This is a genomic window from Mangrovibacterium lignilyticum (assembly GCF_010882175.1).
Taxonomy (GTDB): Bacteria; Bacteroidota; Bacteroidia; order Bacteroidales; family Prolixibacteraceae; genus Mangrovibacterium; species Mangrovibacterium lignilyticum.
In genome coordinates this window covers 398,268-410,361 of the sequence record NZ_WKLH01000002.1, presented here as the reverse complement: position 1 = coordinate 410,361, position 12,094 = coordinate 398,268, and the positions used below count along the sequence as shown (strand labels likewise).

Annotated in this window: 14 protein-coding genes; 6 read left to right on the top strand and 8 right to left on the bottom strand. The window is 43.1% G+C overall.

The window, feature by feature from the left end:
- Nucleotides 1-129 precede the first annotated feature (129 nt).
- From GJV22_RS09080 to GJV22_RS09060, 5 genes are all read right to left on the bottom strand, one after another.
- On the bottom strand, nucleotides 130-525 hold the full coding sequence (locus GJV22_RS09080; protein WP_163711962.1) for an SPOR domain-containing protein: 396 nt from the start codon (nucleotides 523-525) through the stop codon (nucleotides 130-132).
- Nucleotides 526-692: 167 nt separating this feature from the next.
- Nucleotides 693-1,511 carry a S1/P1 nuclease gene (locus GJV22_RS09075; protein ID WP_163711958.1) on the bottom strand — a complete coding sequence of 273 codons (819 nt, stop codon included), beginning with the start codon at nucleotides 1,509-1,511 and terminating at the stop codon, nucleotides 693-695.
- A 117-nt stretch (nucleotides 1,512-1,628) separates the two neighbouring features.
- Nucleotides 1,629-2,108: a DUF456 domain-containing protein gene (locus GJV22_RS09070; RefSeq protein WP_163711955.1), complete on the bottom strand. Its 480-nt coding sequence runs from the start codon at nucleotides 2,106-2,108 to the stop codon at nucleotides 1,629-1,631.
- A complete protein-coding gene (locus GJV22_RS09065; RefSeq protein WP_163711950.1) occupies nucleotides 2,108-2,923 on the bottom strand; it encodes a CPBP family intramembrane glutamic endopeptidase in 816 nt (271 codons plus the stop codon). Before GJV22_RS09065 ends, GJV22_RS09070 begins: the two co-directional genes overlap by 1 nt.
- A gap of 100 nt (nucleotides 2,924-3,023) precedes the next feature.
- On the bottom strand, nucleotides 3,024-3,668 hold the full coding sequence (locus GJV22_RS09060; RefSeq protein ID WP_163711948.1) for a peroxiredoxin: 645 nt from the start codon (nucleotides 3,666-3,668) through the stop codon (nucleotides 3,024-3,026).
- Between the two features lie 562 nt (nucleotides 3,669-4,230).
- Between GJV22_RS09060 and rpmB the strand changes: the two genes are divergently transcribed.
- From rpmB to GJV22_RS09045, 3 genes are read left to right on the top strand one after another with little or no spacing between them, the layout of a single operon-like run.
- Nucleotides 4,231-4,473: a 50S ribosomal protein L28 gene (gene rpmB, locus GJV22_RS09055; RefSeq protein ID WP_163711942.1), complete on the top strand. Its 243-nt coding sequence runs from the start codon at nucleotides 4,231-4,233 to the stop codon at nucleotides 4,471-4,473.
- 11 nt (nucleotides 4,474-4,484) lie between these two features.
- Nucleotides 4,485-4,667 carry a 50S ribosomal protein L33 gene (rpmG, locus tag GJV22_RS09050; RefSeq protein WP_163711939.1) on the top strand — a complete coding sequence of 61 codons (183 nt, stop codon included), beginning with the start codon at nucleotides 4,485-4,487 and terminating at the stop codon, nucleotides 4,665-4,667.
- 8 nt (nucleotides 4,668-4,675) lie between these two features.
- Complete coding sequence (locus GJV22_RS09045; protein WP_163711936.1) at nucleotides 4,676-4,828, top strand: DUF4295 domain-containing protein; 153 nt, start codon at nucleotides 4,676-4,678, stop codon at nucleotides 4,826-4,828.
- An 84-nt stretch (nucleotides 4,829-4,912) separates the two neighbouring features.
- Here GJV22_RS09045 and GJV22_RS09040 read toward each other — a convergent pair whose 3' ends face one another.
- Both GJV22_RS09040 and GJV22_RS09035 read right to left on the bottom strand, forming a co-directional pair.
- Nucleotides 4,913-5,680 carry a TIGR03915 family putative DNA repair protein gene (locus tag GJV22_RS09040; protein WP_163711933.1) on the bottom strand — a complete coding sequence of 256 codons (768 nt, stop codon included), beginning with the start codon at nucleotides 5,678-5,680 and terminating at the stop codon, nucleotides 4,913-4,915.
- Between the two features lie 3 nt (nucleotides 5,681-5,683).
- Nucleotides 5,684-6,991, bottom strand: a complete 1,308-nt coding sequence (locus GJV22_RS09035) for a putative DNA modification/repair radical SAM protein (RefSeq protein ID WP_163711930.1) — start codon at nucleotides 6,989-6,991, stop codon at nucleotides 5,684-5,686.
- Between the two features lie 114 nt (nucleotides 6,992-7,105).
- Between GJV22_RS09035 and GJV22_RS09030 the strand changes: the two genes are divergently transcribed.
- The 3 genes from GJV22_RS09030 (at nucleotide 7,106) to rimO (ending at nucleotide 10,384) form a co-directional block, all read left to right on the top strand.
- Complete coding sequence (locus tag GJV22_RS09030) at nucleotides 7,106-7,876, top strand: XRE family transcriptional regulator (RefSeq protein WP_163711927.1); 771 nt, start codon at nucleotides 7,106-7,108, stop codon at nucleotides 7,874-7,876.
- Between the two features lie 94 nt (nucleotides 7,877-7,970).
- Nucleotides 7,971-8,921 (top strand): signal recognition particle-docking protein FtsY, encoded by a 951-nt coding sequence (gene ftsY, locus GJV22_RS09025; protein WP_163711924.1) that lies wholly within the window; start codon nucleotides 7,971-7,973, stop codon nucleotides 8,919-8,921.
- A 164-nt stretch (nucleotides 8,922-9,085) separates the two neighbouring features.
- Nucleotides 9,086-10,384 (top strand): 30S ribosomal protein S12 methylthiotransferase RimO, encoded by a 1,299-nt coding sequence (rimO, locus tag GJV22_RS09020; RefSeq protein ID WP_238480304.1) that lies wholly within the window; start codon nucleotides 9,086-9,088, stop codon nucleotides 10,382-10,384.
- A gap of 467 nt (nucleotides 10,385-10,851) precedes the next feature.
- On the opposite strand, the gene GJV22_RS09015 is transcribed toward rimO, so the two are convergent.
- Nucleotides 10,852-11,856 (bottom strand): alpha/beta hydrolase, encoded by a 1,005-nt coding sequence (locus GJV22_RS09015; protein ID WP_163711922.1) that lies wholly within the window; start codon nucleotides 11,854-11,856, stop codon nucleotides 10,852-10,854.
- Between the last annotated feature and the right edge of the window lie 238 nt (nucleotides 11,857-12,094).

Below are 12,094 nucleotides of genomic sequence, written 5' to 3'. Positions count from 1 at the left end.
AGACCCGGAAAATGACCTGCGTTGGGGGAAGTGTTAGTGAACTGAAATTAGGAATTAAGCGATTGCCTTTTTTAGAAAATAAAAAAGAGGCCGGTTAGGCCTCTTGTATAATGTGATGGAGTTGTTTGCTTATTTGACGAGCAACCAGACAGTTTTGCCTTCTTCATTGATGGCTATGTTCAGTTCGTTGTAAGCAGCGCTTTTATCGTGAAATGCTTTGTATGCTACGCGAAAATATTCGCTATTAGGCCCCCAGTTACGCTGTACAACCTGCGATTGATAGCCTTGGTGCTCCAACTCTGTTTTATAAGCTTCTGCCAGGTCTGCTTTCAGAAAACTGCCGGCAATCAGGAAATATTTGTCTTCGGGTTTGGGCGCTGGTGCGACAGGTGCAGCTTGCACAGGAGTTGCAATTGTGTCTTTAACCGGTTGTTTGACCATTTCTGCCGGTAAAGATTTAGGCTTATCTTTGCAGGACGAGAACAGTAGTGCGAATACGAATGCTGCTGTAGCGAATTTTTTCATGAATTTCAGATTATAAACGTCATTGCAATGTTTGTCTTGAGCTTTCAATGACCAGTTTTAAAATAATAAGCACATTTTATTCTTAAAATAAAATCAAGCTAAAAGTAATAATTATTATAGCTCGGAACAATCGTTGGTTGATAATCGACGATAATTAATGGTTCGACTTATAAGGATGCAGATTTTGATTGTTTTGGTGTCTGCATGAGTTCGTTTAACAGATCTCCTAAGCGGTAACCGGCCTTTTGAATTTGTTCCAGAACAACAGGGAAGAACTGGTAATAGTAAGCGTAGCTATATGATTTTATTCCTAAGTGATTGTAGATGGTTTTGGTAATTTCGTGAGACTCATCGGCCCAGTCTGCAATCGAACTATCCAATAGTTTGGGCAGATCTACATCGGCGGGCTTTCCCGCAAAGCGGGCCAATTCGGTATAACTCAACCGGCTGTAATCGATCATATTTTCGTCCCATACCTTGTGTAGGTTTGAGACCTCTTCAAACCATTTTACCTCAACTGTATTACCACCCAAATCTTCAGCTAACCCAATGTGCATGGGTTGGTGAACGTCGGCCACAAGGTGGATAATAAACTTCAAGGCCGTTGCTTTTTCCTCATTCGTCGATGTGGAATTATTAAGCGTGTCGATCATGCCGTTCAGTAGGGTTACGATATCGCCGTTAGCATTTTTTTTAGCTGTCTCGTAACTGTCGGTAAAATCCATATTCACATAGTGTGGCACGGTTCCAAGCGGATTGTCTTTTTCGGAACGAATATCATCGGCCCAGGTGGCAACAAATGGTAAATAGTCGTCGCCGAGGATGCTTTTGATCTTGCTTTTACTTTCCGGAGTCAACTGTTCCCAGGCAATTTGAGCGACAGCCCGGTGTCCTGTACTTCCCCAGGCTCCGGCTGAAAGGTTTAGCAAACAGGTGAAAGCGGCCAGAAAGAGGTAAAAAAGATAATTTTGTTTAAACGTTTTCATGTTGTTTGGGAGCTTGTATTGTTTTTGTTTTCAGGACAAGAATATACATTTTCACTGTAATTTGATCTGAAGCTGCGAAAAATGATTGTCATAATCTGTTACAAATTGAAAACGAGCCTAGTAAATTAACTTTTCAATAAAATACCAGCACATCATCCCCGAAACAACTAGCTTTAGAATGGTTCCGGCCATAAATCCCATCAGAGAACCGATCCCTGATCTTAAGGCTTGCGAGGAACGTTTTCCAGCTAATAGCTCACCGACAGCAGCTCCAACAAATGGCCCAATGATTATCCCCAAAGGTCCCAGAAAAACAATTCCCAGTAACAGACCGATAATACTTCCCCAAACTCCATGTTTGCTTCCGCCGAACTTCTTTGTTCCCCACGCGGGAATCAGCTGGTCGAGCAGGTAAACAGCCAACGCTATGACTGCCCAAAGAATTAAAAATTTCGTACTGAACTGGTATCTTGAGGTGAAGTGGAGCAAAAGTAACCCGGCATAACTTAGCGGAGGTCCGGGTAAAACCGGAAGTACTGCTCCCGCAATGCTGACAATCATCATCAGCGAACCAATCGTAATTAGCACATAATCCATTAAACGGCGGGCTTACGTTTAAATGCTGCGAACAGACCAATAATGACTAAACTGAAGAGAGCCAGGAGATAACTGATATGCAATTGTTCTTTGCGTTCGAGGAGGAAAAACGAAAACTCAGACAATTCCCGATAATATTCAATGCTTAGTAATACCAGTAAATTATTGATGGCATGTCCCAGGATGCAGGCCAGGATATTACGGGTGACGATCATGATCCAACCGAGCAGACAGCCCAAAATAAAGGTTGCCGGAAACTGCCATGGGTTCAGGTGAAAGAGTGCAAACAACAGCCCGGAGAAAAAGATGGCAATCAAATTGGGGTAATTTCGCATAAATCCGTGCATGATGATGCCACGAAAGATCAGTTCTTCAATGATCGGGGCAATGATGACAACTTTTAATAGTGCTCCCCATATGCCAAAATCATTATTGAAAATTTTGTCAAACATTTCCCAGAACCAGGGTGGGGCAGGTATGGCCTTATCGACCCAGATGTTAACTTCGTTCAGGAAAACGTGAGCGCTTATCAAAAACAGGGTCATTGGAATTAAGATCAATGGATTGAATCGTTTTAGCGGGAACAGATTTTTTAACGAGGTCCCGGCCTTTCGGTAACCGAAATACAGGATAAAACTAATTGAGCCAATACCAAGGATTATCTTTTTGGTTGGATTGTACAATAAATCAGTTCCGTGATAATAATCCCAAATCGCCAACGGAAAGTCTACTATCGTCTGAATAAATATGTATAAAATAACCAGGTGTGCGGCACCTAAAAAAGTAGGATAAAAGCGCTGTTGCTCGGTATTCATTCGTTTCAGATTACTTCTCCGAAGATAAGTTGTTTTTGATAAATATAAAAAAAGGAGACAGATGAATTCGGTCTCCTTTAGAATCCTTAAGAAATAGCTATTATAAATCTTTTTTGGCCAGGTAAAAATCCATCATTTCATAATCTGATTTTTCGCGCTCTTCCATTTCTGCAACTGTTTTAGGAGGAGGAACAATTACTTTTTCACCAGGAACCCAGTTCAACGGTAGTGCTACACCATGTTTGTCTGATGTTTGCAAGGCCTTCAATACCCGAAGGATTTCGTTCATATTGCGGCCAACATTCAGCGGGTAATACATAATCAACCGCACTTTTCCGGTAGGGTCGATGATAAAAACAGCCCGAACAGCAGCTGTTTCACTTTCGTTGGGCTGCAACATGCCGTAAAGTTTCGACACCTTCATGTCGATATCAGCAATAATCGGGAAGTTGAACAGCACCCCGGAGTTCTTCTTAACATTGTTCACCCATGCCACATGAGCGTGGATACTATCGATACTTAAACCGATTAGCTTTGTGTTTAGCGCTTTAAATTCTTCGCTATTTAAAGCGAATCCGCTCATTTCGGTGGTGCACACAGGGGTGAAATCTGCCGGGTGAGAAAACAGAATTACCCAGCTTCCCTTATTGTATTCCGAAAATTTAAGAGGCCCATAGGTTGTGTTGGCTTGAAAATCGGGAGCCATATCACCTATTCTAGGCATTTGATAAATTTGGTCTTCCATAATAACTTGAATTTATTGTTTTTTATCTTTGAGAACCGATTTGTTTTCTACGGAATTGTTGCATGCAAGTCTATTTGTAAAGCCAATGAAAGTTACAGCAAGTTTCCGACAATGTCAACCAATAAGAAATACTTTCTTAGCAGTAATCATGAATAGTCACATGTGACGCTTGTGTTTAATATACAGGGCGTTTGGTTGAATGATTTGGCATGTGATCCCACGTCCATGGTGCTTGTTTTCCGGGTTCCTGCTTTAGTTGTATTTTTTGCTACCCAATTTAACGAGATCATAGAGATAAAATTGAAGTTTGTTTTGTGAAATTTGCAGATGAATTGAGCCTAAAAAGATATCTTTGACTTATCAGAAAGCACTTCTCTATTCATAGGAAAAGTCAAGGATTTGAATCATCGTATAACTGATTGTGGGATTGTTTACTTCTAAAAGTCATTTTACTTGCAAAAAAGTGCAAAAAACTTTACTAACGGTTTGATTATTTAAATAAAAAGCGCTTATTTTGCGAACTGTTTGAAAAACGTGTGATCTTTGTAAAAAAAATAAGACAATGTCAAGAATTTGTCAAATAACCGGAAAAAAAGCGATGGTGGGAAACAATGTTTCTCACTCGAAAAGAAGAACCAAACGTCGGTTCAGTCCGAACTTGTTCAAAAAGAAATTCTATCTTCCAGAAGAAGATCGTTGGATTTCATTGACTGTTTCGGCTGCCGGGTTGCGTACCATTAACAAGAATGGACTGAGTTCGGCATTGAAAAATGCCAAAGAAAAAGGTTTGGTAACAACTATTTAAAACCGTAGAAAATGGCTAAAAAAGGAAATAGAGTTCAGGTTATCTTGGAATGTACCGAACAAAAAGAAACCGGAGTTCCGGGAACTTCACGGTATATTACAACTAAAAACCGTAAGAATACAGCAGAACGTTTGGAGTTGAAAAAATACAACTCAAACTTGAAAAAAGTAACTGTTCACCGCGAAATTAAATAATTTGAGATATGGCTAAGAAAGCAGTTGCATCATTGCAAAAAGGTGCCGGTAAAGGTTATGCGAAAGTAATTAAGATGACCAAGTCATCTAAATCCGGTGCATATACATTTCAAGAAGGTGTAGTGCCAAACGAAATGGTTAAAGATTATTTTAAAAAGTAATATATACTTTGCTATAGAAAAGCTTTCACATTTGTGGAAGCTTTTTTTGTGTCTTGTTTTTTGGGTCACGACCGTTGAATCTCATTACTGGTTCTTCTCCGGCAAAAACTTCCAATGACGGTGTGGCATGTGTTGGCGTTGCAGCTTCTGATTTTTGCGTTCATCGATATTGATGTGTTTAAAATAGCTTTTCCAAAGCGTTTGATAAATCATTTCGTCTTCTTTTAACAGGTTTTCTGACAGCTTGCCGTTGTACGTTGAGAATGTTTTTTCATTCAACACCACTTCCCTGACAGTTTCCAGATTGTAGAAAAAACCGTAATCCCGTTTCAAATCGTAGATCAGCCAGCGCTGGTCAGCAAAACGATTGCGAAAATGCTTGATCGAATAGGGTAGCACATCATATTGCGGCTCAAGGGCAGCGAAATAAATGTCGTCAATGGTTTGCTGAAAACGTACAAATTGGAGTACCCTCATCGACTCTTTCATCACCTGACGTTCAATCTTTTTTAAGGCCAAAACATCCTGGTCTGCAAAATCGGTATCAATTCTATTGGATGATTCAAAAGCCCTGCATATAAATCGAAACAAGCGCATTTCAATCCCGTCTTCCTCCGAGAGGAAAGTCCGAATCGGTAACTCGCGATTTCGGGGGTGAAGTTTTTTGACTAATCCGTGCCATACGCGAGTTGATTTCTGCTCGTCGGTTTCAATTTGCACCTGCTCACTAAATAGGCTCTCCTGGAAGGCTGTTTCCCTGCAAATATTCGTTGGTTTCAGCTTCCGGGCGTAACACTCGAAAACAACCGTTAAGAATCCTGCGAAGGTGCCGTCGTATACGATTATTGCCATTGTTTAGTGTTTGAAGTGAACCGGTAATTCAGGGATGCTTACAGGAGGTGAATGATGAAATAAGCTCAATTGTGTATCGCCGACTTTGCGGTATTTGGTTTGGCTTTCGTGGATGATATGACTGCGCAGAACCTGCGAATCCCAATAGCCTTTTCGGGCAGGAAGTTCATTGCAGGTAATGAAGTATTGGGCTCGCTTCATGACAATCCCGATCTTCTTCAAGTGAAAACTGTTCAATCGATGAAAGCGTCGCGCATCAACAATCATTTTGGCTGATTGAACGCCAATGCCCGGAACACGCAGGATCATTTCGTAGTCGGCTCGGTTAATGTCGACAGGGAAGAGGTGCAAATTTCTCAAAGCATAAGCCAGCTTCGGATCAATTTCCAGGTCCAGAAATGGTTGATCATCACTGAGAATTTCATCGGCTTTAAAGTGGTAAAAGCGCATCAACCAGTCGCTTTGGTAAAGTCGGTTCTCGCGTACCAATGGTGGTGACTGCACCGCGGGGAGTCGCTTGTCGTAGTCGTTAACGGGCAAATAGCCGGAATAATAAACTCGCTTTAAACTCTGATGTTGGTAAAGACCGGTAGCCAAACTTAAGATCTGGCGGTCGCTTTCAGGTGTTGCGCCAACGATTAGCTGGGTGCTTTGTCCGGCTGGAGCGAATCGCTCTGTCTGGCGGTATTTGCGCCGTTCTTCTTTGTAGATCTGAATGCCCTGATGGATTTGATTCATCGGTTGAAGGACGGTGTCGAAGTTTTTCTCCGGCGCCAGACGTTTTAATTGTTGTTCGGTTGGAATCTCAATATTTACGCTTAACCTATCAGCGAATAGCCCGGCCTGTCTGATTAATTCAGCGCTGGAGCCAGGAATAGCTTTGAGATGAATATAGCCATTGTAGCGTTCTTCGGTTCGCAATTTTTTGGCTACAAGCATGAGGCGCTCCATTGTGAAATCCGGATTTTTGATCACACCGGAACTGAGGAACAAGCCTTCAATATAATTCCTGCGATAAAAATTGATTGTCAGATCAACGACTTCCTGAACCGACATCGTAGCTCGCGGCCGGTCGTTTGTACGGCGGTTGATACAATAGGCGCAATCGAAAATGCAGTGGTTGGTCATCAACATCTTCAGAAGACTCACGCAGCGGCCGTCGTCCGTAAAGCTGTGGCAAATGCCGAAAGCTACAGCACTTCCTATTCCTCCTTTGCTGTTGCTTCGATTACTTCCGCTTGATGCACAGGAGACATCATATTTTGCTGCGTCGGCTAATATTTTTAGTTTTTCATGTACAGAATCTTTCATATTATCCTATTTTTAGCGACACGATCCAATGATTTGGATCAAAAATACTAATAAAATTAGTTATACCTGAAAATATTAGCTAATTTTATGTGGGATACTAAAAATTTGAGCAGCATGAATTTTCTTCCGGATAATCTAAAATATCTCCGGCAAAGTCAGCAGATGACACAGCAGGATTTGGCAGATGTTTTAAACCTGAAACGTTCCCTCATTGGTGCGTACGAAGAGGGTAGGGCGACCCCCAAAATTTTGGTCATTCAGCAAATTGCTGCGCATTTCAACTTGACACTTGATCAGTTCATCAGTTCGGATTTGAAAGCGGTCGGAGTCGGCGCGAATGGGCCGGTTGAAAAGGATTTGAGAGTTTTGTCAATCGTTGTTGATGCTCAAAATAATGAGCTGATTCCGATTATTCCGATCAAAGCATCGGCCGGATATTTGAATGGTTTTGCCGATCCAGAGTACCTGGGGCAGTTGGCTGCTTTCAATATGCCGGTGCCGGAATTATCGCCGGGGAAAACGTTTCGTGTTTTTCAAATTAAAGGCGATAGTATGTTGCCTGTTCAGCCCGGGTCGTATGTTTTCTGCGAATTTGTGGAGACCATTTCAGCAATTAAAGAAGGGCAGACTTATGTTTTAATAACCAAAGATGAAGGATTAGTTTACAAGCGCGTATTTTTGCAGGGCAATCGTGAATTACGACTTCAATCGGATAATTCGGTTTATGAACCTTACACAATTGATGTGGAAACCGTCCTTGAACTATGGAAAGCTGATGGTGTTTTGAGCTTCAATCTACCACAGCCTAATCACTTGGAAATTAGTCGCCTTTCTGATATCTTAACGGAAATGAAAGAGGAAATCCGGCAGCTTCGTAAAGAGTGAATTATTTTGTTTCCAAAAACTCAGCTAATCTGCTAAATACTTACCTGTTATTCGGCATAATTTTGTAAATTGGCGCACTCAAAATACAAGTTATATGGGTCTTTTCGGATTATTTTCCAAAGCTAAAAAAGAGAGCCTTGATCAAGGCCTTTCCAAAACTAAGGAAAGTGTTTTTCAGAAGCTGAGTCGCGCAGTTGTAGGTAAATCAAAGGTTGATGATGAGGTGTTGGATAACCTGGAAGAAGTATTGATTACTTCGGATGTGGGTGTGGACACGACGTTGAAAATTATTCGCCGGATTGAAGAGCGTGTTGACCGGGACAAATACCTTGGCGTTGATGAATTGAATTCAATTCTGAAGGAAGAAATAGCTGCGCTGCTGGAAGAGAATAACACGGAAGATGTGACCGATTTTGACCTTCCGAAGAGCGAAAACCCCTATGTTTTGATGGTTGTTGGTGTCAATGGAGTTGGAAAAACGACTACGATTGGGAAATTAGCGTACAACTTTAAGCAAGCCGGCAAAAAGGTTGTTTTGGGTGCTGCAGATACGTTTCGTGCGGCTGCAATTGACCAGCTGGAAGTTTGGGCCAAGCGGGTAGATGTGCCGATTATTCGTCAGAATATGGGCTCAGATCCGGCTTCGGTAGCTTTTGATACGCTGAAATCGGCCAAAGCCTCGGGTGCTGATGTCGTGATTATTGATACTGCCGGTCGTTTGCACAATAAAGTCAACCTGATGAGCGAACTTTCCAAGATCAAAAAAGTGATGCAGAAAGTGGTTCCGGATGCCCCGCACGAAGTTTTATTGGTGCTTGACGGTTCAACCGGACAAAATGCCTTTGAACAAGCCAAACAGTTTACAAAGACAACTGAAGTGACCTCGCTCGCGCTAACCAAGCTGGATGGGACAGCCAAGGGAGGCGTTGTGATCGGCATTAGCGATCAATTTAAAATCCCGGTGAAATACATTGGCATTGGTGAGAAAATTGAGGATTTACAGATTTTCCGCCGTGCTGAATTTGTAGACTCACTGTTTTCCTGAAATACAAAATAAAAATCAACCAATCGATAACGAATTCTCAGGTGATCTTGGCAATCGCCTGAATGACTGTGTCTGTCATTATTCAATCGCAGTCGGTATCACGAATATCAGCTTTTTAAAACCAGAGCGGTATTCGATTGTTGTAGTGGACGAAATAATTTGACATGAATATGAAGAGAGGAAAAGTTAATATCATGACCCTGGGGTGTTCGAAAAACCTGGTTGATTCGGAAATGTTGCTGAATCAGCTGGACCTAAACGGGTTTCAGGTCGTGCATGATTCGGACAAAGATGATGCAAACATTGTCATTCTAAATACCTGTGGTTTTATTGCCGACGCCAAAGAAGAGTCGGTAAATACCATCCTTAATTTTGCGGACGCGCGCAAAGCCGGCAAATTAGATAAATTGTTGGTGATGGGCTGCCTGTCGGCTCGCTACAAAGAAGATCTGACCAAGGAAATTCCGGAAGTAGATAAGTTCTACGGCAAGTTCGATTTCAAAGAGGTGGTGAAGGATTTAAATGCTACTTTCTACGAGCAAAAAATGTATCACCGGGTGAGAACCACTCCGGCACATTTTTCATATTTGAAAATCAGTGAAGGCTGCAATCGCCACTGTTCTTTCTGTGCTATCCCACAGTTTACGGGGAATCACAAATCGCGTGAAATGGAGAGTTTGGTCGAAGAAGCGAAGGGAATGGTTGCCGGCGGCGTGAAGGAATTGTTGGTTATCGCGCAGGACTTGTCGTATTACGGAATTGATCGTTACGGCGAAAGTAAACTGGCTGAATTGATTGACAAACTGGCTGACATTGAAGGTTTGGAATGGATTCGTTTGCATTACGCTTACCCGTCGAAATTTCCGATGGAGGTGTTGAAGGTGATGCGTGAACGCAAGAATGTGGCTAATTACCTCGATATTCCATTGCAACATATTACCGATCGGATGTTGGGAATTATGCGTCGCAAAATTACCAAAGACGAAACGATTAAGCTGGTTAACAAGATCCGCGAAGACGTTCCCGGAATTGCATTGCGTACAACTTTCCTGGTTGGCCACCCCGGCGAAACAGAGGAAGACTTTGAAGAATTGAAGGCCTTTGTTCAGGAATATCCGTTCGAGCGGATGGGCGTTTTTGCTTACTCAAGCGAGGACGATACCTATGCCTACAAAATGTATAAAGATGATATCCCGCAGGAAGTGAAGGAAGCTCGTGCTGCCGAACTCATGGACATGCAACAGGGTATTTCCGCTCAATTCAGTCAAAAGCAAATTGGCAAAACGTTGCAGGTTTTGGTTGATCGGGAAGAGGAAGAATACTTTGTTGGACGAACAGAATATGATTCGCCCGAGGTTGACTGCGAAGTGCTCATCGACAAAGCAGCGGGCATGCAGGTCGGACAGTTATACGACATTAAAATAAACGATGCGACCGAATTCGATCTTTTCGGTTCAATCTAAAAAATAGAACAAGGGCCAACTTTCGAAAAGGGAGTTGGCCTTTTTAATTTGCTGCGCGCCAAGCAGCCTTCTGGTCGTCGAAATTTTCGAAAAGGCCATTTCGGTCCAATTGGTGCCGTCGAAATTTTCGAAAGGGCCAACAGGACCCTTTTCATGCTGTCGAAAATTTCGAAGAGGCCAAATGGACTGTTTTCATGCTGTCGAAATTTTCGGAGAGGCCAAATGGACTCTTTTCCTGCTGTCGAAATTTTCGACAGGTCCGCGAGAACACTTTTGGCGCTGTCGAAAATTTCGACAAGCTCCCGACAACCAATTTGGCGGTTTCGAAATTTTCGACAGAATCTTCGCCGGGTTTCTGCTCCTTTTTCTTTTTGAAAGCACACAACTGCCCTTGCAGCGCTTCAACCTACCAGTTCGAATGCGTGCCCAAAGACTTTGTTCCGGTAATCGATCGGCGGGGACTTCGCTTATTTGAGCGGTGAAATGCCCATTGTTTTTTCGGCAAACCGAATGGTTGCATTTTCCACTTCATTCTGGCATGTCGAGAACATACCGCTTCCAATTACATGCACCCCCGAATCGAAAGCTTGCTTTTGCTTCAGTTCGGCTGTCGTTCCAAGCGCATCAAACATTTTTAAGGCGGCATCAACCCGAACCACCTCATCCTGGTGCGCTTCATCCTTATAATAATAGCCCAGAAAAACCGGAGCTTTCACCTGGTTAAATGTGCGGGGTACCATGGTTGCATTGACCAGCTGCTCGAGGTAAACAACGGCTTCGAGCCGGTAGAAACAGTTCCAGTAGGCACATTCTTCGTCATCGAAATTTGTGTTGACGTAGCGGTAATCCCCGTCATACACCTGTCGCGCAATTTGCAAGCCCCAGGGCTGCGACAGCATAAATGCCGCTTTGTTATTGATGGCCACGTTCGGAGACAGCAGGATGAGTGCATCGGTGAGGTCCGGAAATTCGGCCGCCAGTTTTAGCGAAAGCGTTCCTCCGGTCGATGTACTCATGATGATCACCTTTTTACCTAAAAGATGGGCAATTTGAAGCGCTTCTTTCGCAGATTCGTACAGGCGGTCCGGCGTCATATCCAATAGCGGTTCCGAAACATCGAGTCCGTGCGATGCCAGGCGGGGCAGGTAAGCATTCATCCCAAAATGAGCGGCGAAGTTGACATGCGTCGGGAACCCTTCCATGCGCGATGCCGAGAAGCCGTGTAAATAAAGCAGACACCATTCGGTTTGCTGTTTGAGGCTGTCGTTAGCCCAAACCACCACGCTTTGATTGTCCGGTTTAACCGGGAGCTTGCTTTCCTTTTTAGCAAGGTATTGGTCGAGGTTGCGAAGCTGAACTTCAACTTTGGGTAATTCGTTTGTCAATTCGGGAGCCGGAAACTGCGGGCCAACGACATATAAAAATAACAGGAAAAGAAGTGTTGCCAAAAGAATCCGAAGGAGGCGGTTCATAGTTCTTATTTTGAAAGCGAATTTAATACAATCGGCTGGTCAATAAAGGAAAAATTTTGACAAAATAGGGTATTGCGTGCATTGCCCGAGCCGATTGAGCTGCCTTACCGGGCAATCTGGGCTTCAGCCACCGTGTTTGGGGGCGCATATTGGCTGTTGTTTCGATCCGGGTTGATGGGCAGGGGGCAAGGAAGTCAGCCTGAATGGTTGGCGAATCTTCTTTTCAATACAAGAATCA